The organism is Deltaproteobacteria bacterium (assembly GCA_030690165.1).
Lineage (GTDB): Bacteria > Desulfobacterota > GWC2-55-46 > UBA9637 > UBA9637 > JACRNJ01.
This window is the reverse complement of record JAUYHF010000062.1, coordinates 51760-76845: the sequence shown is the minus strand read 5'-3', so window position 1 is coordinate 76845 and position 25086 is coordinate 51760. Positions and strand designations below refer to the sequence as shown.

At 42.7% G+C, this 25086-nt stretch carries 29 protein-coding genes; 21 read left to right on the top strand and 8 right to left on the bottom strand.

The features are described from left to right. Nucleotides 1-119: 119 nt before the first annotated feature. The 6 genes from Q8P28_10945 to queF form a co-directional block, all read right to left on the bottom strand. Nucleotides 120-470 carry a hypothetical protein gene (locus tag Q8P28_10945; GenBank protein ID MDP2683294.1) on the bottom strand — a complete coding sequence of 117 codons (351 nt, stop codon included), beginning with the start codon at nt 468-470 and terminating at the stop codon, nt 120-122. Nucleotides 471-733: 263 nt separating this feature from the next. Next, nucleotides 734-970, bottom strand: coding sequence for a type II toxin-antitoxin system MqsA family antitoxin (locus Q8P28_10940; GenBank protein ID MDP2683293.1), 237 nt, complete (start codon nt 968-970; stop codon nt 734-736). Nucleotides 971-1090: 120 nt separating this feature from the next. Then, the gene (locus Q8P28_10935; GenBank protein ID MDP2683292.1) at nt 1091-1276 is read right to left on the bottom strand and encodes a DUF4258 domain-containing protein; all 186 of its coding nucleotides are present in this window, start codon (nt 1274-1276) and stop codon (nt 1091-1093) included. Nucleotides 1277-1307: 31 nt separating this feature from the next. Further along, nucleotides 1308-1787: a hypothetical protein gene (locus tag Q8P28_10930; protein MDP2683291.1), complete on the bottom strand. Its 480-nt coding sequence runs from the start codon at nt 1785-1787 to the stop codon at nt 1308-1310. Between the two features lie 102 nt (nt 1788-1889). Then, nucleotides 1890-3344 (bottom strand): rhomboid family intramembrane serine protease, encoded by a 1455-nt coding sequence (locus Q8P28_10925; GenBank protein ID MDP2683290.1) that lies wholly within the window; start codon nt 3342-3344, stop codon nt 1890-1892. Between the two features lie 30 nt (nt 3345-3374). After that, a complete protein-coding gene (gene queF / locus Q8P28_10920; protein MDP2683289.1) occupies nt 3375-3734 on the bottom strand; it encodes a preQ(1) synthase in 360 nt (119 codons plus the stop codon). A 124-nt stretch (nt 3735-3858) separates the two neighbouring features. On the opposite strand from queF, the gene Q8P28_10915 reads away from it, so the two are divergent. From Q8P28_10915 to Q8P28_10895, 5 genes are all read left to right on the top strand, one after another. Next, nucleotides 3859-4380: an OsmC family protein gene (locus Q8P28_10915; protein ID MDP2683288.1), complete on the top strand. Its 522-nt coding sequence runs from the start codon at nt 3859-3861 to the stop codon at nt 4378-4380. Between the two features lie 50 nt (nt 4381-4430). After that, on the top strand, nt 4431-4727 hold the full coding sequence (locus tag Q8P28_10910) for an HNH endonuclease (protein MDP2683287.1): 297 nt from the start codon (nt 4431-4433) through the stop codon (nt 4725-4727). Nucleotides 4728-4739: 12 nt separating this feature from the next. Beyond that, entirely contained in the window at nt 4740-5123 is a 384-nt protein-coding gene (locus Q8P28_10905; GenBank protein ID MDP2683286.1) for a rhodanese-like domain-containing protein, read from the top strand. A 561-nt stretch (nt 5124-5684) separates the two neighbouring features. Further along, entirely contained in the window at nt 5685-6248 is a 564-nt protein-coding gene (locus Q8P28_10900) for a GGDEF domain-containing protein (protein ID MDP2683285.1), read from the top strand. Nucleotides 6249-6303: 55 nt separating this feature from the next. Continuing rightward, nucleotides 6304-7044 (top strand): response regulator, encoded by a 741-nt coding sequence (locus Q8P28_10895; GenBank protein MDP2683284.1) that lies wholly within the window; start codon nt 6304-6306, stop codon nt 7042-7044. On the opposite strand, the gene lspA is transcribed toward Q8P28_10895, so the two are convergent. Then, nucleotides 7045-7515, bottom strand: a complete 471-nt coding sequence (lspA, locus tag Q8P28_10890; protein MDP2683283.1) for a signal peptidase II — start codon at nt 7513-7515, stop codon at nt 7045-7047. It abuts the gene before it with no gap. Nucleotide 7516: 1 nt separating this feature from the next. Then, a complete protein-coding gene (ileS, locus tag Q8P28_10885; protein ID MDP2683282.1) occupies nt 7517-10363 on the bottom strand; it encodes an isoleucine--tRNA ligase in 2847 nt (948 codons plus the stop codon). Between the two features lie 253 nt (nt 10364-10616). On the opposite strand from ileS, the gene Q8P28_10880 reads away from it, so the two are divergent. From Q8P28_10880 to Q8P28_10805, 16 genes are all read left to right on the top strand, one after another. Continuing rightward, nucleotides 10617-11294 carry a response regulator gene (locus Q8P28_10880; protein ID MDP2683281.1) on the top strand — a complete coding sequence of 226 codons (678 nt, stop codon included), beginning with the start codon at nt 10617-10619 and terminating at the stop codon, nt 11292-11294. After that, nucleotides 11294-12328, top strand: a complete 1035-nt coding sequence (locus tag Q8P28_10875) for an ATP-binding protein (GenBank protein MDP2683280.1) — start codon at nt 11294-11296, stop codon at nt 12326-12328. Before Q8P28_10880 ends, Q8P28_10875 begins: the two co-directional genes overlap by 1 nt. A gap of 174 nt (nt 12329-12502) precedes the next feature. Further along, the gene (locus Q8P28_10870) at nt 12503-12910 is read left to right on the top strand and encodes a response regulator (protein ID MDP2683279.1); all 408 of its coding nucleotides are present in this window, start codon (nt 12503-12505) and stop codon (nt 12908-12910) included. 62 nt (nt 12911-12972) lie between these two features. Beyond that, nucleotides 12973-13173: a hypothetical protein gene (locus Q8P28_10865; protein MDP2683278.1), complete on the top strand. Its 201-nt coding sequence runs from the start codon at nt 12973-12975 to the stop codon at nt 13171-13173. Nucleotides 13174-13180: 7 nt separating this feature from the next. Next, on the top strand, nt 13181-13582 hold the full coding sequence (locus tag Q8P28_10860; GenBank protein MDP2683277.1) for a hypothetical protein: 402 nt from the start codon (nt 13181-13183) through the stop codon (nt 13580-13582). 28 nt (nt 13583-13610) lie between these two features. Continuing rightward, nucleotides 13611-14828, top strand: coding sequence for a porin (locus tag Q8P28_10855; protein ID MDP2683276.1), 1218 nt, complete (start codon nt 13611-13613; stop codon nt 14826-14828). A 181-nt stretch (nt 14829-15009) separates the two neighbouring features. Continuing rightward, nucleotides 15010-15981 (top strand): PstS family phosphate ABC transporter substrate-binding protein, encoded by a 972-nt coding sequence (locus Q8P28_10850; protein MDP2683275.1) that lies wholly within the window; start codon nt 15010-15012, stop codon nt 15979-15981. 3 nt (nt 15982-15984) lie between these two features. Continuing rightward, complete coding sequence (pstC, locus tag Q8P28_10845; GenBank protein MDP2683274.1) at nt 15985-16878, top strand: phosphate ABC transporter permease subunit PstC; 894 nt, start codon at nt 15985-15987, stop codon at nt 16876-16878. Further along, nucleotides 16871-17779: a phosphate ABC transporter permease PstA gene (pstA, locus tag Q8P28_10840; protein MDP2683273.1), complete on the top strand. Its 909-nt coding sequence runs from the start codon at nt 16871-16873 to the stop codon at nt 17777-17779. The genes pstC and pstA overlap by 8 nt, the downstream gene beginning before the upstream one ends. Before the next feature lies 1 nt (nt 17780). Further along, a complete protein-coding gene (gene pstB / locus Q8P28_10835; protein ID MDP2683272.1) occupies nt 17781-18539 on the top strand; it encodes a phosphate ABC transporter ATP-binding protein PstB in 759 nt (252 codons plus the stop codon). An 83-nt stretch (nt 18540-18622) separates the two neighbouring features. Continuing rightward, the gene (gene phoU, locus Q8P28_10830; GenBank protein ID MDP2683271.1) at nt 18623-19288 is read left to right on the top strand and encodes a phosphate signaling complex protein PhoU; all 666 of its coding nucleotides are present in this window, start codon (nt 18623-18625) and stop codon (nt 19286-19288) included. Nucleotides 19289-19471: 183 nt separating this feature from the next. Then, a complete protein-coding gene (locus Q8P28_10825) occupies nt 19472-20263 on the top strand; it encodes an undecaprenyl-diphosphate phosphatase (protein MDP2683270.1) in 792 nt (263 codons plus the stop codon). Between the two features lie 33 nt (nt 20264-20296). Continuing rightward, entirely contained in the window at nt 20297-21928 is a 1632-nt protein-coding gene (locus Q8P28_10820; protein ID MDP2683269.1) for a class I SAM-dependent DNA methyltransferase, read from the top strand. After that, nucleotides 21925-22980 (top strand): PDDEXK nuclease domain-containing protein, encoded by a 1056-nt coding sequence (locus tag Q8P28_10815; protein ID MDP2683268.1) that lies wholly within the window; start codon nt 21925-21927, stop codon nt 22978-22980. Before Q8P28_10820 ends, Q8P28_10815 begins: the two co-directional genes overlap by 4 nt. After that, a complete protein-coding gene (locus Q8P28_10810) occupies nt 22973-24142 on the top strand; it encodes a restriction endonuclease subunit S (GenBank protein ID MDP2683267.1) in 1170 nt (389 codons plus the stop codon). The genes Q8P28_10815 and Q8P28_10810 overlap by 8 nt, the downstream gene beginning before the upstream one ends. Further along, on the top strand, nt 24139-24888 hold the full coding sequence (locus tag Q8P28_10805) for an HNH endonuclease (protein ID MDP2683266.1): 750 nt from the start codon (nt 24139-24141) through the stop codon (nt 24886-24888). The genes Q8P28_10810 and Q8P28_10805 overlap by 4 nt, the downstream gene beginning before the upstream one ends. The last annotated feature ends 198 nt before the right edge of the window (nt 24889-25086 follow it).

The window sequence follows — 25086 nt, the reverse complement described above, 5'->3', positions numbered from 1 at the left end:
AAGTCTTACTGCTTCTTCCTTAAACTGCTTATCGTATTTCCTGTTCACTTTCCTTTCTTGCATTTCACACCTCCTTAGGTTATATGATTCTACTATAACCTAACCCTTTGGTGTGTCCACTATTTCGGGGGAGGTGCAATACGCTCAACAAATGTTTTTGCTTCGTTACCGAAATGAATAGTACGTGCTGCGTCGGACAATCCAAAATATCGTGTTTGCTCCCGTACCCTTTGTGCATCGCTCTTGAAACTGATGGAAGTTTCAGGACAGTCAACAAAATAAAGCCTCACATGGAAAGATTTTCCATTAGATTCCACAAAGAAGCTATCCCCATCATTTGATGGATTGTTCACCAATCGAGCATTGGAAAACATCTGCAAATCAGCAGCATATGATGGAAGAATGCCTCCAAACATCAATATTGCTGTCAGGAACAGATATCTGGTGAGCAATTTAATAAATCCATTCATAATGACTCGATATTGAAATTGTTTGCCTAACATTTATTTTTATGCTGATGCAACAATTTACCAAGGTATATATTACAAGCCCGTTATTTTATCAACTTATTTACTGCAATATTTTCAGATTTGGCTAATTAGTGCTGTAAAAAGTTGTCTATCGCAACATTATACTGCAACAGCATAATTGCCATTTTGATTATGCCATAGAGAAAAAGGGGGCGAAATTTATTTTCTTTGTTCAGCGCCCTCTGCCCATTCCCCCGCCGCCCTTACCGATGAGTTGCAAAGTCAAATACCGGCACCTTGATGGTCTTTACAGGTTTAAATTTATCCTTTGCGAATTTCAGCAATTCATCGGTAACCTCGGGGGAATACATCTTTTCCCCACACCTTGTGCAGACCTCAGCCGGAACATGCTCTACAAAGAGGTATTTATCATCATCTTCGTATGTGAATGTTACAGTCTTTTTTTCAACATGGCCTCCGCAGAATACACATTTTTTCATTGTTATTACCTCCTGATTTTACAATCAATCCACTCTTTAGGGTCTGGTTCATAAACTGTGATTATCACGACTGACGGCGATGACGAGACATGGATATGTAAATCCCTGCCGTCTTTAGTCTTACCATAAATTAAGACAGCTTGGAGAGTATTTATCATCAGGATACTCCTCTATAATCCCTCCTTGAAATATAGCCTCTTCAACCTCATGGCGAAGTATATCCCTTGTAATCATCTTCTTTACAGCATGGTCCGAGAAGTTATATTCGCCACTTCTTATTTTATGCTGAATATCTTTTAATGTCATATGTTATTTACGTACAAATTATAACTCCAACCTATTTATTTTTTCCTCTGCCATGTCCCTTCTTCTCCTTAAATCCGCTGTCTTCACCTTTCCCCATTTTCCCATGCCCCCTGCCGTGCTGAGATGCTGCGTGTGCCTTGCCCATTGTGCTTAAAAGGTCGTCTGTGCGGATGCCGTATGTCTTTGCAATCCTTCCCCATGCATGCCCTTTCCCTTTTCTGTAATCCTTTACAATAATGTTAATGTCCTTTCCTGTTCTGTTTGATATGTATAGGGCTACTGAAAGGTCTCCCCAACTAAGTCCTGTTATTGTTTTTTGCCTTAAGATAAATTCTTCTTTCATTCCAAGTTCAATTGCCAGAGCGCCAGCAACCCTGTCATGGCCGCCTGTTCCAGATGCCTCAACATTGAAAGAGTTTATCTTGTCTTTCAGTCTCATTTCAAAATCAAGGGCATAGGAAAGGGCGGGTATTAAAACAATTGCTGTAATAAAGAGAAAAATATTTTTCATAAAATCTACCTCCTTATCTTGTGGTTTACATTGCCACTCTTACCGCATATCACGCCTGTCGTGCAAAAGAGAACAGCCTGCTGTCCCCTTTTCTCTCTGAGTTTATACCTTACCCAATTTTGCCTTCACCTTTGGAACGGCGGAGGAATTAGGAAAGGTTTCCATAAACCGTGTGTAATAACTTGTTGCCGCTTCATTGAGTCCCATCTCTTCCAAAATCATTGCACACTGAAACATTGCCCGTTCCCTGATTTCTATCGGAATACTCGCAGAGTTTAGCAACATCTCAAGGCAGCGAGATGCCATATCAAGGTCTTTATTTTTATAAAATATACCTGCCAATCTGTATTGAAGCACAGGTTCTACACCCTTGAGATATTTATTATAATACTCCTTGTAAATTGCAGCAGCCTCTTGCGGTTTTGATGCTGCCGTCACTTGAATGGCCTTCTGGTATAAATCCCTTCCTTCGTCTGTTAGGGTAAATTTTGATTTTATCCGAGCCAGATGCATCAGCGCCTCAGCATTGTTCGGATTTTTCTCCAAAGCAATCCTTAATGAATGTTCTCCGTCGCCAAGGCCGATACCTTCATTGGAGGCCTTTATTCCGATATCAAGATGCCTTTCTTCTATTGCGCCTTTCCCAAGCCCAAGAAAACCGGCCAACATCATCCCGGAAACCATGCCGCCGATATGCGCCCAATGACCAACGGTGGAAAGAGCCTCGCCTGTTATCTGCCCGATGCCGCCGCCAAGGTCAAGCAAGAAAAAAAGCCCCATAATTACCAGAGAGTTTAATCTTACCTTTAAGCTGATTGGCAGGATAAGGGAAAAGATGCCGAGAATCGGCAAAGGGAAAACCATGCTCTTAAAATAGCATCTGACAGCAAAGATACCCATAATGCCTGCTATTGCGCCCGATGCCCCCAGACCATGCCCTACTTCGTGCAGAAATAGATAGTACACGGCAATAAAGGTAATTCCTGCTAAAAGCCCCGTAATCAGATAAAGCAGCAAGAAATTCCGCCACCCAATCCTTTTCTCTATCACGGTGCCGACAACCCAGAGAAATGTCATATTGCCCCACAGATGAAAGTTATCCATGTGTAAAAACATTGCTGTAAAAGCGCTTACAGGGGCATTCCAGAGATTAGGCTCATGGGGAAGAAAGACAAAATTATTAAACAGAAATTCGGTGTTGATAAGCGGATCAAGCTCTATTCCATAAAATACTACAATATTGATAAGTATCATGCTGTAAGTAGCCCACGCAACTCCCTCCTTTTTCCTTTCGCCTTCAGCATACATAAATGGCATAAAGGTTATATGCTGTTTCAAAAGGTCTAAGGCGCTTTCACCGCTTGCAGCAGCCTTGAGCCTTATATAAAAAAGGAAGAATACAGGAAAGAGTAAGATAAAGAGGCCGATAAAGCTGCTTAAGAATGCCCTGAACCATATGATAAAGAATATGGTAATGAAGGCCTTTAGAATAAAGGCCTGCTCCTCGTGCCTTTTGAAATAATTGGAGATGCTGTCAATAATCCCGTCAGAGGCCATGAGAATCCTTTTTAAAGAATATTTTGCAGATTACATTGTCACTCTTATGACAGTCTTCACATTTCCCCTTACATTAAAATCTCCCACAACCTCCAGACGCCTTGGCTTAAGACTTTTCTTTAATGCATCAAAGATTTCATTTGTTACAGCCTCATGTGAGACATGTTTATTGCGGAAACTATTTAGATAGAGCTTCAGGCTCTTTAGTTCAACAACCTTTTTATCAGGGGTATATATTATCTTTATTGTTGCAAAATCAGGATAACCGGAACGCGGGCAGAGGCATGTAAATTCAGGGTAGGAAATATCAATGGTATAATCCCTGTCGGCAGATGTATTATCCCATATCTCAAGCTTCACATTTTTTATTGTTTTTTCACCGTATCTCATGGCTGGAAATTGTAGCAAATTTATTTCACTCTGTAAAGATTATACAAAATTCTGTGTTATCTTTTTTGTTGACTTAGTTTGTTTTTCAGTTATCCTTAAATATAAGATGTACGAGGAGGGTTTTATGAAAATAAACAACATTGATGTATCAAGACTCAAAGGCACAGTGGATGCCCTGAAAAAAGATCTGTCAAAGGCAAAAAAGACAAACAGGATTGAAGGGGAATGGAATGTGGGAGAAGGCCCTCAGTTCAGCGCCAGCATAGAGTTTGAGAACGGGAAGGTTAAGCTCATTGCAGACCAGCCTACATTCCTTGGCGGCGGCGGGCAGCAGCCCGGGCCGATGATATATTGCCTTTACGGCTCTGCATCCTGCTATGCCGCAACTTTTGCAACACTTGCAGCAATGGAGGGGATAAGCCTGAAAAAACTGAAGGTAACGGCTGAGAGTTATATTGATTTTTCAAAGGTCTTCGGTCTTTCAGATAATCCCATAGCAGAAAAGGTAAAATTTGTGCTTCATGTTGAAAGCAGCGCATCCAAAGATAAGTTAAAAGAATTGGAAGAGATGGCGAAGAACAGGTGTCCTGCTGTTTATTGTCTTACAAATCCGATTAAGCTGGATACAACGTTGGAAATAGGATAGCCGTTTTTTAGGTTTCGCTTTATCCTGTAGATTATGCTATGTAATTCAATATGGCAGAGCGCGTTTTTATTTCATGGGTAACTGATGGGGATATTAAAAGGGAAAAGGCAAAGGCCAGGGAATTAAGGAACAGCCAGTGGTGGAAGAAGAAAGGGGGTGCAGGTATATGCTATTATTGCGGCAAAAGGTTCAGGCCGGATGAATTAACAATGGATCATATTGTGCCGATAATCCGGGGAGGAAAAACTACAAAGGGGAATATAGTTCCCTGCTGCAAGGGGTGCAACAGCAAAAAAAAGTATATGCTCCCGATGGAATGGGAGGAGTATATGGAGTCATTAAAATAGGAGGAGGTTATTATGAAAAAAAGATTATTCGCAGGGGTATTTGTCTGTATCTGTATTGTATTGGCCGTTTCATTAGCTTTTGCGGCAGATCTCAAGATTATTGACGGCAAGGAACTGGAGGCTATGATGGGAGACGGCAAACCCATTGTGCTTGTGGATGTAAGGGATCCTGATGAGTTTGCAGAAGGGCATATAAAGGGCGCTATAAATATCCCGTATGGCGATGCCAGGCCCAGAATATTCAAAGAACTTTCCCCTAATGACCGCATTGTGTTTATATGCCACGGCGGGCCTATGGGGGATGAACTTGGTGAGCTGCTTGTCAAGAACGGCTATAAAAGTGTATATAACCTTAAGGGCGGGATGAAGAAGTGGAAAGGCGAGATTGTAAAATAAAAGGAGGCGCTTCTTATAATTATAAACATCGCCAAAAAACCCCTTCTGGACAAGATACTCCACAGAAAAAAAAGAAGCAGATGGGAAAGGCGTGAAATAGATATCGGCGATTTATTAAAGGCAATACTTCGCCGGGCGAATGAATTTGTTCCGTCAGAGTCCGGTTCAATATTCCTTGACGACCCTCTTTTAAAGTTTGAAAATCGCGATAAAGGGAGGCTCTATTTTATTGCCTGTTTTGGGAAGGCGTCTTCATCCATTATTGGAACATCCATACCGAGCAATATAGGCATTGTCGGCGAGGTTTATAATTCCGGGAAGCCGTATATAAGCAAAGATGTAAAGACAGACAGACGCTTTTACCCAGGCATAGACAAAAAGACAAAGTTTCAAACGAGGTCAATAATATGCGTCCCGATAGAAATAGAGGGGGCGAGGATAGGGGTAATTGAACTGATAAACAGCAAGGGAAAGATAAATTATGAGCAAAAGGACCTTACGCTGTTAAAGATATTTGCCGGCTACACCTCAACCCTTATCCAGAATACCCTTGACGCCAAGATGTTTGAAAAGCTTTCACGGCTTGATAACCTTACAGGCCTTTATAATGACAGATTCTTTTTTGAATCTTTAGAAAAAGAGATAGACAGGGCTGTTCTTAAGGGTATGGATGTCAGCCTGATATTTTTTGACCTGGATCATTTCAAAGACGTTAATGACACACATGGACATCTGGCAGGAAGCAGAACTTTAAAAGAGGTTGGCGGGCTGCTGGAAGAGATATTTAACAAAACAAAGGCTGTTGTTTCAAGATATGGGGGGGACGAATTTGTTATTATCCTTCCTGATACAGGTTTGGAAGTTGCAGGGGAATATGCTGAAACACTCAGGAAAAAAATAGAGGATAATATATTTATAAAAGAGGCGGCTGGCCCAAAGGAAAAGGCTTTAAATATTAAAGGCATAATAACATGCAGCGCAGGTGTTGCATCCTTGAAAGAAAATATAATATTAAACAGCAAGATGAGGATAGGGGCAGCCCTTATAAGCCAGGCAGACAAAGCCATGTATGAAGCAAAGGAGCAGGGAAAAAACAAGGTCTGTTTTGCTAAAGGGAAGATTTGATTTGGTCTATTTTGGTTGACCTTTTCCCTGTTTTAAGCTATATGTTTGCAAGACTATGATTACAAAAGATGCGAAAACTATAATTGTTGCAGATGACAGTGAATTCTTCAGGGTAAAGCTGAGCGATGTCCTGACAGAGGCCGGCCATAAAGTCAGGATTGTAAAAGATGGGGCAGAGCTTATAAAAGAAATCAGGATAAACCCTAACGGCATAGACATGATACTCCTTGACCTCCAGATGCCGAATATGGATGGTTTTGGCGTGTTAGAGTGGATAAACAATAATGGCCTCAGGGGTAAGTTTCACATCCTGGCTATAACAGGCGTTTATGAGATTACACAGGTGGTTGATAGGTTAAAAGAACTTGGGGCAGAAGGCCTCATGACAAAGGCATTTACCCCTGAGGAGATTGTCTTTAGGGTTAATAAAATACTTTTTCCGCATAAGGTTATCCGGCGCGGCGAGCCAAGGATACCCATATCTCTTCCTGTAGATTTCAGCGTAGGAGAGGTATCATCTACAGGCTATCTCCTGAATATGAGCGAGGCAGGTCTGTTTCTTCATACCAGGAAAACCCTCTTTCCAGGCACGAATCTGCATATGAGATTTGCCCTTCCCGGTTCCAACAGGCTTTTAGATATAAAAGGGATTGTTAAATGGTGCACACAGATTAGCGGCGAGAAAAGCCTTTTCGGCGGAGCTGGGATTCAATTTGTGCATCCTGCGCCTGATGATCAAAAGATTATAAGGGAATTTGTGCAGGCTGAACTTAAGAAAATGGGGTTGGAGGAATGATTAAGCCCTCTTGTCTCTATGTAAAAATAATACTGCAATAAAAACCCCCACTGTAATAGCAGAATCCGCAACATTAAATGCAGGCCAGTGGTATTGGCCGATGTAAAAATCCAGAAAGTCTATCACCTCTCCAAAGCGTAGCCTGTCAATCAAATTTCCAACAGCGCCGCCTGCAATAAGCGAGAATGCAATGCGTGATGCAGCGCCCTTTGTATTTCTATAAACAAAAAATATGATTATCAGCGCTGCAAAGGATACGCCTGTCAAAAATATTGTGCGGAAAGTTTCACTGACACCCCTGAAAATACCAAAGGCAGCGCCAGGGTTTCTTATATAAGTTATATTAAAAAGGCCGCGAGTTACCTCAATGGATTGATGAAGGATGAAATAATTGGTGATGACAGCCTTTGTGAACTGGTCAAGGATAACAACGATTAAAGAAACCAGTATGAAAATCTTATATTTTTGCACCCTACCCTACCGTTTCCCGGCATCTTTCGCAAAGCGTAAGATGTTTTTCATGCTCCCCTACTCTTTCGCTAAAATTCCAGCACCGTTCGCATTTTTTTCCATTTGCAGGAGATACCCACACCTTTAAGCCAGGAATCTCCTGACTTTCAAATGCGCTCCCCTCTCCGGCGCCTGCCGCAAGCTGAGACACAATCAAAATCTCTTTCAGAGTAAGCGCCTCTTTCCTTATAAGCCCATTCAACTCCTTAGGCGCACTGACAATAATCTTTGCATCAAGGGGGTGCCCGATAGTTTTATCTTTTCTTGCTATCTCCAGGGCTTTTGCAATCTCGCCGCGAATGGTCAATAATGTATTCCATTTCTTTTCCAGCTCATCATCAATCCATTCATTTTTTATTTCAGGAAATGATGCGAGGTGCACACTCTCCTCTTTTCTTTTTGGCATAAACCGCCACACCTCATCAGATGTAAATACCAACACAGGCGCAATGAGCCTTACAAGATAATCCGCTGCATGATAGATGGTGGTCTGGCCTGCGCGCCGTCCTTTTGCATCAGACATTGATGTATAAAGCCTGTCTTTTAATATATCCAGATAGAATGCGCTCAAATCCACATTGCAGAAATTGTGAACCGAATGATAGATAACATGAAACTCAAATGTCTCGTAAGCCTTTAATACCCGTTCCGTAAGTTTTGCAAGTCTGTGGAGGGTAAACCTGTCTAATTCCGTTAAATCGCTGTAGGGAACAATATCTTTCCCCGGGTCGAAATCATACAGATTGCCGAGGATGTATCTGAAGGTGTTTCTTATCCTTCTGTAGGCCTCTGACAGCCTTTTCAGAATTTCTTCGGATATGCGGATGTCTTCATGATAATCTTCGCCTGCAACCCAAAGCCTTAAAACCTCCGCCCCATATTTGCCTATAACCTCCTGAGGCGCAACCACATTGCCGAGAGACTTGCTCATCTTCCTGCCTGAGCCATCCACAACAAAACCATGTGTTAGCACCGCCTTGTAAGGCGCAATGCCCCTTGTTCCGATGGACGCAAAGAGAGACGAGTGAAACCAGCCTCTGTGTTGATCGCTTCCTTCAAGATAAAGGTCTGCGGGCATCTTTAAATTTTCCCTCTTTTCCAAAACGCCCGCAAAGCTCGTGCCTGAGTCAAACCAAACATCCAATATATTTTCTTCTTTTTCAAATTCAAGGCCTCCGCATTTCAGGCACTTTGTTCCGCCTGGCAAGAGTTCTTGCGCTGATTTCTCAAACCAGATATCCGCGCCATTTTTTTCAAACTCGTCTGCTATTTTATTTATAATAGCCATATCAAGAAGTGTATTGCCGCAGGCCTTGCAGGTGAATGCCGTAATAGGCACGCCCCACGCCCTCTGCCTTGATATGCACCAATCCGGCCTGTTTGCAACCATGTTGTAAATCCTGTCTCTTCCCCATGAAGGTATCCAAAGAACCTTGTCAATTGCCTCCAGCGCCTTTTTTCTCAAATCCCCTTTTTCCATTGAGATAAACCACTGCTCTGTTGCCCTGAATATGATAGGGTTCTTGCACCTCCAGCAGTGGGGATATGAATGTTGTATCTTTTCTTCAAACAATAGAGCGCCTTTTTGTTTCAACAAATCAATGATGCCGCTATTTGCCTTGAACACATACTGGCCTTCAAACTCCGGCACCTCTGATGTAAACTTCCCCTGATTGTCAACCGGATTATAGATATCAAGCCCATATTTCAAGGCCATCTCATAATCTTCCTGACCATGTCCCGGCGCAGTGTGCACACAGCCAGTGCCTGCGTCAAGGGTTACGTGCTCGCCAGTAATAATTTTAGATTCCCGATCTATAAAAGGATGTTTGCAGATTAATCCTTCCAGCTTATTACCTTGCCATGATGCATTGCCCGGCAAGTATTCTCCGGGCTGGAGATTATTAGCATCTTTTGCAAGTTTAAACCCAAATTTGTTCAGACAAGCGTCTCGCAACTCATAGGCAAGTATAAAAACCTGTTCACTTTTTTCATCTTTAACCTTAACTGGTTGATAAGTAAATTCTGGATGTAAACAGATAGCCAAATTTGCTGGCAATGTCCATGGTGTTGTTGTCCAGATTATAAAGTAGTGGCGCAATTTTGGAAAATCTGACAAAAGGATATTTTTACTTTTGATGACATCTTCATTCTTTAAAGGGTCTAATTGAAACTTCACATAAACCGACGGCGACTCTTTGTCAGTATATTCCACCTCTGCCTCTGCCAAAGCTGTTTGGCATGAGGCGCACCAGTGGATTGGCCTTTTGCCTTTATATACAAGCCCGTTGGCAACAAACTTGCCGAGCTCCCGGAGGATTGTTGCCTGATACTTATAATCCATCGTTAGATACGGGTTGTTCCACTCGCCGAACACACCGAGCCGTTTAAATTCCTCCCGCTGGATATTCACATACCTTTCCGCATAAGTGCGGCAGTTTCTCCTTATTTCCGGTTTTGACAGTTCATGTTTCTTTGCGCCGAGATTTTTTTCCACCTGAAGCTCTATCGGTAATCCGTGGCAGTCCCAGCCAGGCACATAGTCTGTTGCAAAGCCGAGCATGAATCTGGATTTAACGATAATATCCTTTAATATCTTATTCAGGGCATGACCGATGTGGATATTGCCGTTGGCATAAGGCGGGCCGTCGTGGAGGATGTATTTCTCTCTTGTTTTTCCGGCAGACATAATCTTTGTATAAAGTCCGGCATCTTCCCATCTCTTGAGAATCTCCGGCTCGTTTTTTGCCAGGTCTGCCTTCATGGGAAAATCTGTTTTGGGAAGATTGAGAGTGTCTTTATAATCCATTTTCAACTCCTGTTGCAATTTGACAATTTTAAAGATAGACTTTGTTTTAGTTGCCCATATATTGCGACTGATTATACACTATCATATAAATAACTCAATGGGTTTTTAAAGGCAATCCGGAGCAGCGATAATGGCGCATCTGCTGTGTTGCCGCCTGGATTAAGAAACTATCCAAGGCAGGCAGGTTTTACAAAATCTCCATGATTTTGTAACATTACTGTAATAAAAGTGGTTTATAAATTTAGAGGTATATATGAAAGAGAAGATTTTAGTAGTAGACGACGAGACAGACATACTTACCCTCCTTGAGTATAACCTTGAGAAGGCTGGTTTCAAGGTTATCTCTGCCAATGATGGGCCTGATGCTATAGAAATCACAAAGAGGGAGAGGCCTGACCTCATTATCCTTGACATAATGCTCCCCAGCATGGAAGGCACAGAGGTTTGCAAAATCCTTAAAGGTATGGACACTACCAATCATATTCCCATTATCATGCTTACAGCAAAAGGCGAAGAGGTGGACAGGATCGTGGGATTTGAACTTGGCGCTGATGATTACATCACGAAACCGTTCAGCCCCAGGGAACTGATACTGAGGGTGAAGGCAGTATTAAAGAGAGGGCAGGAACAGGAGGCAAAGATTATAAATGCAGGCCCCATCACGATAGATGTTGAAAGGTCTCTTGCAACAGCGGATGGCAAAGTATTAAAACTTACGGCCATAGAATTTAAGCTTCTTTTTGAATTGGCAAAATCCAACGGCAGGGTTTTAAGCCGTGATGTCCTTCTTGATAGGGTGTGGGGGACAGAGGTCTATATAACAGACAGGACTGTAGATACACATATTCGCAGGCTCAGAGAAAAACTCGGAAAGTCCTCAAAATATATAGAGACAGTGCGTAGTTTTGGATACAGGTTTAGGGAGGAGTAGTGAAGGAGCAGTTTTTAGAAGTAATTGTCAGCGAAATGGAGACCGGTGTCATCGTAATAGATGACAAAAGGAATATCCTTTACGCAAACCCGTTTTTTACAAAGACATTTTCTGCAGAGGGTGATTTAAAGGGTAAAAGGCTTGCTGATATTGTAAACGACGAGATGCTTCTTAAGACCGTTGATAATGTCTTTTCATCCAAAAAAGGACAGCCTCAGGAAATTACAATACAGGGTAAAAAGAATCAAGTGTTGGAGGCAAGGCTTGTCCCGTTTCCTATGAATACATCAAGGGTGGTTATCGGGTTCTTCCGCGATGTTACTGAAGAAAAGAGGGTTGAGGCTATAAAGAGGGATTTTGTGGCAAATGTGTCCCATGAGCTAAGGACGCCTCTTGCCAGCATAAAGGGCTATGCAGAGACGCTCCTTGATGGCGCAATGAACGAGCCGGATACCCTCAAAAACTTTCTTTCCATAATTAACAGACATGCCGGCAGGATGGCCGTGCTTATAGAAGACCTTCTGACCTTATCCATGCTTGAATCCCATCATCTGCCGCTCAAACTTGAGCCTGTTGATATCAGGGCGCTGATTAACAGCATAATTCAGGGCTTTGAAAAAAATGCCGGGGATAAGGGGCTTAAGCTTACTGCTGATATAAGCGATGATATTTCATCTGTGATAGCTGACCGGGTGAGGCTTGAGCAGGTTATTGTCAATCTGGTTGATAATGCCATCAAATATACCAACAGCGGCGCTGTGAAGGTTGTGGTAAATATAGCAGATAATATGCTGAAGGTGGATGTTGAGGATACAGGCATCGGCATTCCTGAAAAGGATATACCCAGAATATTTGAGAGATTCTACAGGGTTGATAAGGGCCGGAGCAGAGATCTTGGCGGCACAGGCCTTGGGCTTGCCATTGTGAAACATATCATTCAAGCACATAACGGAAAAATATGGGTTAAGAGTATTCCTGGCAAAGGAACGACATACAGTTTTGTTCTGCCGTTCAATTCATCGGTAGCTGCCTGAGATACATACTAAACCTTTCTGTTTTAAAATATAGTCTTCCAATCTTAACCTTCCCGTTATATTCCCGTCATATAAATACTGTAACCTTATCCCCATGAATAATTCATTATTTATAAAACATATCAGCGACAGGGTTGCCGTGTTCTTTGAGTGCGCTGTCAGGAAGGAGGAGATATGAAAAAAGAAAGGATATTGATTGTGGATGATGAGATTGACCTGTTAAATCTTGTAGATTTTAACCTGACAAGAAGAGGGTATATAACATCAAGTTCGCTGGATGGTTTTGATGCAATAAGAAAGATAGAGGGATTCAAACCAGAGATGCTTATCCTTGATCTGATGCTTCCAAATATGGACGGCTGGAAGATTTGTGAATATTTGCGGGAAAGAAAAAGAGACATTAAGGTAATTATGCTTACGGCAAAGGCTATGCCTGAAGACAGGTTAAAGGGATTGGAGATTGGCGCAGATGATTACATCACAAAGCCGTTTAGCATAGAAGAACTCATTATAAGGGTTGATAAACTTTTTGAAAAAAGAAGGCATGAAGGGTGTAATAAAGATTTAACACCTCCGTCATAATCCTGTCACATAAGTTGGATATATTTTTTGTAACAAAAAAATAAAAAAAGGAGGTAGCGAATATGGAATGTCCATATTTAGAAGCAGGAAAGAAAAGCGGTATCTGTAATGCGTCATTAACACTTATGGCGCCGAGTACCTTTGAGGCAATTGTATACTGCACAACAGAAGATCACTACCGCTGTCCTATGCTGCTGGCCCATACATTAAGAAACTGGTATAGGGAAGAGGCGGTAAGGGCAGGTGCGATTTGCAGCAGGTAGGATTCTAATGGTTTGTACACTAAAAAATGAGAGAAAGGAGGTGATACCTGAGATGAATAGATTGGCAGAAAGGATTTTGTGCTTATTTTTTGTGATAGGCATTGCAGCTTGCGCTGCTACCCAGACGGTCAATATGCCGGCAGAGCCAACAGTAGAATATTTTAAGCTGGACGGCGGTAAGCTGAAATCAGGGAAGGTAAAGGCCAATGCCTATTATGAGATAGAAAAGCAAGGCAGGATTTATGTCTTTATCTCTCCAAAGGCAAAAGAGGAATTCGAAAAGGCAGGTAAGAGCGGCAAAAGCCCTGTTACAGGCATAGGTTTTGGCCCGAACGGCGAGACCGTGATATTTGAATCCAGCTTTGCCCAGAAGGAGTATGAGAAGAAACACAAAGATTTACTTGAATAACAAAAAAAATAAAGGAGGAAAAAGCAAAATGAAGAAATTACTGCTAATACTGGCGCTATTCCTGCTGGTGGCAACACAGGCGCTTGCCCAGGATTTTTCAATGGGTGAGGAGACAAAGGGATTGAAGGTAAAGATAAGCGATGACACAGATATAACCATGAGAATACGTCTCCAGCCGAGGATTGATTTTGGAGACATTATAAAAAGCAAAGACGGAAAATCCTACTCATCTGATATGGATATGTATTTAAGGAGAATCCGTCTGGAGTTTGAAGGTAAATTGGCAAAAGACCTAAAATACAGCCTGATAATTGAAGGGGATAAAAATGGCAAGGCAGGCAAGACAAGCGCATCTGCTGCAAATGAAGTGAAGATACAGTATGCATATCTTGACTATAAGTTCGTTGATGCCTTTAATATAAGATTCGGCAAGACAAAGCTTCCTTATTCAAGGGTCTCTCTCACATCATCTTCAAAGCAGCTTATTATAGAGCGGCCTGTGTCAACAGAGGCGGCTAAAAAGCTCTTTGACGACTATTATCAACCATCTCTATTGCTTCATGGCGGCATTGCCGAAGGCATATTTAATTACAACCTTGCTATTGCAGATGGTTGGGAAAACGGCAACACGCTTTATTCAAAGGGCAAATACCGCACCACAGACTCGGCAGACACAAAGGTATTCAATGGCGGGCCTCTGTATGTGGCAAGGATTGAGCTCTCACCTCCCGGCTGGACAGAAAAGGGCAAGAGCGATGCATGGCTTGGGCAGGGACAGCATCTTACGCTTGCGGCAAACTATGCTGCTCAAAAGGGCATAGAGTATTCTGCTGACAATACCATTGCGAATGTCTATGAGGAAGACAGAACCCTCACAGGGTTTGATGTGTCCGGCCACTGGAACGGCATAATAGCGCAGTTTGAGTATAATATATGGAACCAAAAGTACACAGACCCTAATAAGAAAGAGGAAAAACCAGAAGGGTGGTATGGTCAGGCAGGCTACTTTGTATCCGGATTGAATATTGAGCCGATAGCCCGATATGAGGTATATGACCAGGATTCCAACTCAAGCGATAAGATGGAAAAGACCACTACCATCGGGGTCAACTGGTATGCAAAGGGGCACAGCTTTAAGGTCGGATTAAACTGGGCCAGCACAAAGTATGATAAGAATGCCAGCGGCTGGCTTGCAAATGATGACAAGAAGGATGTGTATCAGCTCCAGGGACAGCTCTACTTCTAACAGTTTCCGGAGGCGCTGCCCTCCGGGAAAGCCCGTGCTGCTACACGGGTCTTCTTCATCGGAGGGGTGTTATTCACCCCTCCGCTCCTTTTGTAGAGGATATTTTTTAACGGATATGATATAAAAAAAACCAATTAAGGAGGAATATATGAAAGGGGTAACAATACTTTTAACGGTAATTATGTTTGCGATGTTTATAGCTCCGCAGATATATGCCGCTGCCGTGATTAAGATGGACGGTTCTTCCACAGTCTATCCCATAACCGAGGCGGTTGCAGAGGAGTTCCAGAAGGTAGAGAAGGGGAAGACAAAGATAACCGTAGGCATATCCGGCACAGGCGGCGGTTTTAAGAAGTTTTGCAATGGCGAGACAGATATAAGCGATGCCTCAAGGCCGATAAAGCCTTCAGAGGTTCTTCTCTGTAAAAAGAATAAAATAGAATATATAGAACTCCCTGTTGCGTATGATGGTCTTGCTGTTATGGTCAATCCAAAGAACAATTGGGTTGACTACATGACCGTAAAAGAGTTAAAAAAGATATGGGAACCGGCGGCTCAGAGAAAGATAACAAAGTGGAGACAGATAAGGCCCAACTGGCCTGATAAAGAGATACACCTGTTTGGTCCCGGCGTGGATTCAGGGACATTTGATTATTTTACAGAGGCGATAAACGGCAAGGGTGGGGCAAGCAGGGGTGATTTTACAGCCAGCGAAGATGACAATGTTCTTGTGCAGGGGATAGCCACAGATACCCTGGGATTAGGATTCTTTGGTGTGGCGTATTATGAGCATAACAAAGACAGATTAAAACTTGTGCCAGTAGATGATGAGAACGATTCAAACGGCAAAGGCCCTGTGCTTCCTGAATACGAGAATGTGTTGAAAGGCACATATCAGCCGCTTGCAAGGCCAATATTTATCTATGTGAATAAAAAATCTGCTGAAAAATCAGAGGTTCAGAGGTTTATCTCGTTTTATATGACAAAAGGCGCAGAGCTTTCAAAAGAGGTTGGTTACATAGCGCTCCCTGAAAAGGCGTACACCCTCGGATTGAGCAGATTTGAAAAGAGGCTGGCAGGTTCTGTGTTCGGCGGTCATGGCGCTGCAGTCGGCGTAAAGATAGAGGATTTACTGCAAAAGGAAGGACAATAGGTATTGGGCTATCGCAGGCTTCAGAAGATAAAAGAATGGTTTATTGAGAAGGCGCTCTTTTTGAGCGCCTTGTTTTCTGTTTTTATAACAATCGGAATAGTAGGTGTTCTGATATTTGAGACATTTGAGTTCTTTAAGGTGGTATCCATTTTTGACTTTCTGACAGACACACAGTGGACTCCTCTTTTTTCCGAGAAACACTTCGGCATCCTTCCCCTTTTTGCAGGGACATTCCTGACAACAATTATTGCAATGGCAGTATCCCTGCCTCTCGGCGTTATCACCGCAATTTATTTAAGCGAACACGCGCCTGAAAAGCTAAGGGGGGTTGTGAAACCGATACTTGAGGTGCTTGCGGCAGTGCCAACAGTTGTATATGGTTATTTTGCCCTGCTTTTTGTAACTCCTTTGCTTCAGATACTTATCCCTGATATGTCCGGCTTTAATTCCCTTGCGCCTGGAATCGTGATGGGCATCATGATAATACCGATTATATCATCCTTAAGCGAAGATGCAATGCATGCTGTGCCAATGAGCCTGAGGGAAGGGGCGCTTGCCCTTGGCTCAACAAAGTTTCAGGTCGCATTAAAGGTTGTCCTGCCTGCGGCGCTTTCAGGCATAGCATCATCATTTATACTTGGCATATCAAGGGCAGTGGGCGAGACAATGATTGTGGCAATCGCAGCAGGCCAGCAGCCGCGGCTGACACTGAATCCACTTGTGCCAATAGAAACAGTAACAGCCTACATTGTTCAGGTTAGCCTTGGCGATACGCCAACAGGGACGATTGAATACTCCACAATATTTGCGGCAGGCATGAGTCTTTTTATCGTAACATTCGTTTTGAATATAGTGAGCTATTGGTTGAAGAAGAGGTTCAGGGAAGAGTATGAGTAAATCCATGGACAGAAAATTTATAAACAGACTTTACGACAAAGCATTTCTGCTCATAGGTATTTTTGCCACATCTATAAGCCTTATTTTCCTTCTGGCGCTTTTGCTGGATATACTCGCAGACGGCATGGGAAGGCTGGGCTGGCAGTTCCTTGCCAATTATCCTTCAAGAAAACCTGAAGAGGCAGGGATACTCTCTGCATGGGTTGGGACGGTCTGGATTATGGTTCTGACAGGCGGCATTGCATTCCCCCTCGGCGTGTCAGCGGCAATATATCTTGAAGAATATTCCAGAAAAAACTGGCTCACAGACATAATAGAGATAAATATCGCAAACCTTGCGGGCGTGCCTTCTATTATTTATGGGCTGCTTGGGCTTGGGCTGTTTGTAAGATTTTTAAATATGGAGCGCAGCGTAATAGCCGGGGCAATGACCCTTGCAATACTTGTTCTTCCAATTGTGATACTTTCAACAAGGGAGGCGATTAAATCAATACCGCCGTCCATAAGAGAGGCATCTTATGCCCTTGGCGCCAGCAAATGGCAGACCATAAGAAATCAGGTTTTGCCTTCTGCGATGCCGGGCATCCTGACAGGGGTAATCCTTGCAATGTCAAGGGCAGTGGGCGAGACAGCGCCGCTTATAACAATGGGCGCCCTGACCTATATTGCCTTTTTACCGGCGAGTCCCATATCATCAGATTTTCCTTATATAAGTTTTCAGGGGCTATTTGACGCATTTACCGTCCTGCCCATCCAGATATTCAACTGGGTGTCGCGGCCTCAAAAAGGCTTTGCAATAGATGCGGCGGCAGCTATAATTGTGCTTCTCGTTATTACATTTGTAATGAATGCCTTTGCCATATATCTGAGGCAGAAGTATCAAAAGAAAATAAGGTGGTAACATGGATAATAGCGCTTTTAAGATAGAAAATGTAAATGTATTCTACGGCGACAAACTGGCATTGGATAATGTGAACATGGGAATATCCCCCAAAGCCGTTACTGCTGTTATAGGTCCTTCAGGCTGCGGCAAGAGCACATTTATAAGATGCCTGAACAGGATGAATGACCTTATCCCGGTATTCAGAATTGAAGGAAAAATAAAATTTAATGGCATAGATATATATTCAAAGGAAATGGATGTCATAGACATAAGAAGACGTGTCGGCATGGTATTTCAGAAGCCCAATCCATTTCCCAAGAGCATCTACGAAAATACGGCGTACGGCCTGAGGATACAGGGGATAAAAAATAAAAGCAGGCTTGACGGGATTGTTGAATCAAGCTTAAAGAAGGCTGCTATCTGGGATGAGGTAAAAGACAGGCTTCCTCATTCTGCGCTTTCTTTATCAGGCGGCCAGCAGCAGAGGCTCTGCATTGCCAGAGCCATAGCCGTTGAGCCTGAGGTTATCCTCATGGATGAACCCTGCTCAGCCCTTGACCCCATTGCAACAGCAAAGATAGAGGATTTAATAACAGAATTGAAAAACGAATATACGGTTATCGTAGTCACCCACAACATGCAGCAGGCCGCAAGGGTGTCGGATTACACAGGTTTTTTCATGATGGGTAAGCTCCATGAATTTGATATTACAAAGAAGATATTTACAGCGCCGTCAAATAAGATGACGGAGGATTATATAACAGGAAGGTTTGGATAAAATAGCTCATGGCTCATAGTTCATGGTTCATAGTCTTTGCTATCAGCCATGAGCTATGAGCTATCAGCCAAAGAGGAGGCTATATGACCAGAGTGGCATATCATAAGGCATTAGAAGAACTTGAGAATGAACTCATGGTAATGGGTGAGATGGTGGCAAAGGCAATTAAAGACTCCATAGAGGCATTGAAAAAAAGGGACTTTGAGATGTCAAAGGAGATTATAAAGAACGACCTTTTGATAAACAAAAAAAGGTTTGAGATAGAAGAAAGATGCCTTCATATGATTGCAACCCAGCAGCCAATGGCAATTGACTTAAGGACAATCGCCGCCATATTGAGCATCATTACAGACCTTGAGAGAATCGGCGACCACGCGGAGGGAAATGCAAAGATAAATTTATTGATAGGAAGCGAACCCCTCGTAAAACCGCTCATAGATGTCCCACGGATGTCCGAGAAGGGCTTGTCCATGCTGGACAGGGTTCTTAAGGCATTTATAAACCGCGACGCAAAGACAGCCAGGGCTATATGCGATGAGGATGATGAGGTTGACGCCCTTTATGACCAGATATACAGAGAACTCCTCCTCCTTATGATAGAGAATCCCAAAAAGATTGAAGGCGCAACATATCTCATCTGGCTTGCCCATAACCTGGAAAGGATAGCAGACAGGGTAACAAACATTGCGGAGAGGGTGGTTTTTATGGCTACAGGGAAGATGGAAGAGGTGAATGTGTCGAAGTATTAAATTTAGGGTTTTCAATTTAAACTTTTCTGCGGGAGCAGGTTTGCAACCTGCTCCCTAAATTTCGTATGTGCTGCATACGAATTGTTTGGGTTCAAGTTACAAACTTGAACCCGCAACAGAGGGAGGATTTTCACGCATCACGCTCACATATAACGGTATTTTCAGTGTAAAAAGGGGGATTTTATATTTGTTGATATTATAAAGGCATGTGTCCTTGGCATCGTTGAGGGTGTTACAGAATTTTTGCCCGTCTCATCCACAGGTCATCTCATACTGGCAGGTAATCTCCTTTCATTCACAGGGGAGAATGCGAATACCTTTGAGATATTTATACAACTCGGCGCCATTATAGCAGTGGTCTGGCTTTACAGGGAAAGGCTTTTCTTTATGGCCATGGATTTGGGTAGCGGAAAATCCAGAAGGCTATCAGCCAATATCATCATTGCGTTTCTGCCAGCGGCAATCATCGGCCTTTTAACACATTCATGGATAAAATTGTATCTTTTCAATACCCGCACAGTTGCCGCTGCGCTTATCGCCGGCGGCCTTGTAATATTGATTATTGAAAGGACTGTAAAGGCTCCACATGTTTTGGAGATTGAAAATATATCTTTGCGCACAGCATTGGGCATTGGTTTTGCTCAGGTATTTTCCCTGTTCCCGGGTGTTTCAAGGTCAGGGGCAACAATCATGGGCGGGCTGGTTGCCGGCCTTGACAGAAAAACAGCAACAGAGTTTTCATTCTTTCTTGCAATACCCACAATGTTTGCAGCCACATCGTATGACCTGCTTAAAAACCTGAAACACCTTTCAGCAGGAGACATCCCTGTCTTTGCAACTGGTTTTATAATCGCATTTCTATCAGCCCTGCTGGTTATAAAGGCATTCCTTGGTTTTGTTACGAAACATAACTTTTCAGCGTTTGCATACTACCGCATTATATTCGGCATTCTCATCCTGCTGCTGCTTGGATAGGCATATTGTTATGTCAGTTATTCAGGTTACATAATGGCAAGAACCAAAAATGATAAAAAAGAGATACAGGAAGAGCCGTTAGAAAAGAAGCTCTGGAAGTCGGCCGACAAGCTGCGGAAGAACATGGATGCGGCTGAATACAAGCACATTGTATTGGGCTTGATCTTCCTGAAATATATCTCTGACGCCTTTGAAGAACTTTATCAAAAACTCACCACACAGAAAAGCGAAGGCGCTGACCCCGAAGACAAGAACGAATATACCGCTGAAAAGGTTTTCTACGTGCCACCTTCTTCGCGCTGGGATTGGTTGCAGGGGCGGGCAAAACTTCCTACCATTGGCAAAGATATTGACAATGCAATGGATGCTATTGAAAAGGATAATCCTTCGCTCAGAGGGGTCTTGCCAAAGGTTTATGCGCAAGAGAAGTTGGACAAGGCAAGCCTCGGCGGATTGATTGACCTAATAGGCAGTGCGGCGATTGGGACAAAGGAAGCGCGGAGCAAAGATGTTCTCGGTAAGGTCTATGAATACTTCCTTGGTGAATTTGCCTTGGCTGAAGGAAAAAAGGGAGGGCAGTTCTACACTCCGGGAAGTGTCGTAAAACTGCTTGTTGAAATGCTTGAGCCTTACGAAGGAAGGGTATTTGACCCATGCTGCGGCTCAGGCGGGATGTTTGTGCAGAGCGAGAAGTTTGTAGAGGCGCACCGTGATTACTACAAGAAAAAACGCAACGGATTATCCCTGAATCCGGCAGACCGCATATCAATTTATGGGCAGGAAAGCAACCAGACTACATGGCGATTGGCAAAGATGAACCTCGCAATCCGCCATATAGACAGCAGTAATGTGAAATGGAATAACGAAGGCTCTTTTCTTAATGACGCACACAAAGACCTGAAGGCAGATTATATCATCGCAAACCCGCCGTTTAATGACAGCGATTGGAGCGGCGACCGGCTTCAAAATGACGCCCGCTGGAGCGTGCTGGGACAAAGACTACCACCTCCGCCGAATAATGCAAATTACGCATGGATACAACACTTTCTTTATCATCTTGCGCCTACAGGACAGGCAGGCTTTGTATTGGCAAAGGGTTCGCTGACAACCAAGACCAATAATGAAGGCGAAATACGCAAGGCAATGGTTGAAAACGATTTGATAGACTGCATCGTCAACCTGCCATCCAAATTATTTTTGAATACGCAGATACCTGCCTGCCTTTGGTTTCTCAGACGCAACAAACAAAATCGCAAACGGCAAATGCTGTTTATTGATGCCCGTAACCTTGGTTTTTTAAAGACCCGAAAAAACCTTGAATTTACCGATGAGGATATTGCAAAGGTGGCAAGCACATACCACAACTGGCGTTTGTCCCCCGCTGGAGGGGGCAAGGGGAAGGAATATGAGGACATACAGGGTTTCTGCAAGAGCGTAAGTATTGAAGAAGTAAAAGCATTGAACTATGTAGTTACACCCGGCAGGTTTGTGGGTTTGCCCGATGATGAAGATGATTTTAATTTTGAAGAACGTTTTACTTCATTGAAAACAGAATTGGAAAAACAGATCGCCGAAGAAGCGGCGCTGAACAAGAAAATACAGGAAAACCTTGCGAAAATTAAGCCTGTCCCGTTATCTCTTAAAACGGGATTGGAGGGCAAATGAGTAATATAACCCCCATCGGATATGCGGAGTTATTGTCAGATATTAAACAAAGAATCCGTTCTGCACAATACGAGGCATTAAAAGCGGTCAATAAGGAACTGATCGCATTATATTGGGACATCGGCAAATCCATTGTAGAGAAACAGAAGAAGACCGGCTGGGGAAAATCGGTTGTTATTCAATTGGCGAAGGACCTGCAGGAAGAATTTCCCGGTATCGGCGGTTTTTCGTCTTCAAATCTTTGGAGGGCAAGATTATTTTATGAAACGTATGCCGACAAGCCAAAACTCGCACCATTGGTGCGAGAAATTGCATGGTCACACAATGTCCTTATTTTCGAGAAATGCAAAGATGCTCATGAGCGGCAGTTCTATATCATGGCAACGAAAAAGTTCGGCTGGTCAAAAAATGTCCTCATACACCAAATAGAAAACAAATCATACGAAAAATATCTTCTGAATCAGACAAATTTTGATAAGACCGTGCCTGAGAACATTAGACATCAGGCGAAGCTGGCGGTAAAAGATCATTACACCTTTGATTTTCTGGAACTGGCGGACGAACACTCCGAACACCAGCTTGAACAGGCGCTTATAAAAAATATCCGGAACTTTCTTTGTGAGATGGGCTATAGCTTTGCGTTTCTCGGCAATCAGTTCAGGCTTACCGTTGATGAGGAAGATTTTTTTATTGACCTGTTGCTTTATCATCGCGAGCTGCAATGCCTTGTAGCCATAGAGCTTAAAATCGGAGATTTCAAGCCGGAATACAAGGGCAAAATGGAGTTTTACCTTAATCTGCTGAACGACAAGATAAAGCTGCCCCGCGAAAACGATTCCATTGGTATTATTATCTGCAAAAACAAAAAGCGTACCATTGTGGAATACGCCCTAAAGAAATCAGTTCATCCTATTGGCGTGTCAACTTACAGCATCAGCCCCGCCCTGCCGGCAAGCTATAAAAACATTTTGCCAGACGCAAAAACCATTGCCCGAAAATTGCAAGCATTCAATTTAAACAGTGTGGATGAAGAGGCAGATGGTAATGGGTGAGTGGAAGGAATATAAGTTAGCCGACATAGCGGAAATTATTGGCGGTGGCACGCCTAAGACTACTGTGACTGAGTATTGGGATGGCGATATACCTTGGCTTTCTGTAGTAGATTTTAACAACGGTAGAAAATTAGTATTTGATACAGAAAAGAAGATAACTAAAAAGGGATTACAAGAAAGTAGCACAAAACTCTTAAAGAAGGGGCAAATAATTATTTCAGCAAGAGGAACTGTTGGGGCTCTTGCAGTCTTAGGCAAAGATATGGCCTTTAATCAATCTTGCTATGGATTAACGACTAAAGAAAACCTCACATTTAATGACTATCTCTATTATCTGGTTAAAGACAATGTTTCCTCTTTGCTTAATAACACACATGGTGCGGTTTTCGATACCATTACAAGAGAAACTTTTGAGCATATTTCAGTAGAGTTACCTTCTCTCCCCGAACAAAAATCCATCGCCTCAATCCTCAGCAGTTTGGATGACAAGATAGACCTGCTGCACCGCCAGAACAAGACCTTGGAGGCATTGGCGGAGACGCTTTTCAGACAGTGGTTTGTGGAGGAGGCGGAGGAGAGTTGGGAGGTGACGAAACTTGGAACGTTAGGAAAAATCATTTGTGGCAAAACGCCATCAAAAAAAATTACGTCTTACTTTGATGGAGAAATTCCATTTATAAAAATTCCTGATATGCACGGAAATACATTTGTTTTTGATAGTGAGGATAGTTTAACTGAATTGGGATTGAAATCGCAGTCAAACAAAACACTACCACCTAAATCTATTTGCGTTAGTTGTATTGCAACGGTTGGCTTGGTTATTATGAATGCCAAAACTGCACAGACAAACCAACAGATTAATTCAATCATTCCAGCAAAAGAGATTTACAGGTATTTTCTATATCTGAACATGTTAAGCATGAAAGATGAATTGTTAGCAATGGCAAGTGGAGGAACAGCAACAGACAATTTGAATACAGGTGATTTTTTAAATATTGATATTGTGCTGCCACCGGATACTTTGATAAAAGAATTTGATGATAAAGTAAATCCAATGTTTGAAAAAATATTTACAAATCAAATCCAAAGCAGCACTCTCACTAAACTGCGCGATACGCTATTGCCAAAGCTGATGAGTGGGAATGTTAGGGTACTAGGATGAGTGGGACAATAAAAACTAAAGATCAGAAAATATTATGCACTAAAAGTGGCAATAGATGTGCATTGCCTGATTGTAGGAAAATCCTGGTTATTGACGGAACAGCAACTGATTTAGCTTCACTTGTTGCAGAGATGGCCCACATCAACGGTGAAATGCCTGGTGCTGCACGCTATGATGCCAGCATGTCTGACATAGAACGGAATACACACCCCAACCTCATTTTTGTGTGCCCATCATGCCATAAAAAAATAGATGATCAGCCAAATAAATATAGTGTTGAAAAACTATACAACATTAAGAGTGACCATGAGGAATGGATAAATAAGCTGACTGGACAAGCCGTTGTAGATGTGACTTTTGCAGAGCTTAGTATTGTTACAAAATATATCATGTCTTGTCAGGCAGGTATAAAGGACTCATTAACCCTAATTCCTCCAAAGGATAAAATTCAGAAAAATGGCCTTTCTAATAACATTGAGCAAATGATCATGATGGGAATGATTCAAGTAAAACAGGTCGCTGATTTTGTTAATAGATGCCCAGATATAGAATTTGGTGATCGTTTGTCGCAGGGCTTTGTATTGGAGTATGAGCGACTGAAAAATACTGAATTGATGAGCGGCGATGAACTATTTAACGGACTTTTGGATTTCGCATCTTCAGGCGCTACTGATTTTAAACAGAGAGCTGCGGGGCTGACAGTGCTTGTCTATTTGTTTGAAAAATGTGAGGTGTTTGAAAAGTGATTCTCCCATCAAAACACTTAAAGCTGTCTAACACACTAATCGGCGCAGGTGCAGTTCTTCTGAAATGTCTTGATTCAGATAAAACAGTCACTTCTTTATGGACGGCCACGCGCGCGCTGCCTGAGATTAATAGCTTCGAGCGGTTTACTTTAGGACTTGATTTTTTATTTATAATAGGCGCTGTTGATTTTAATGAAG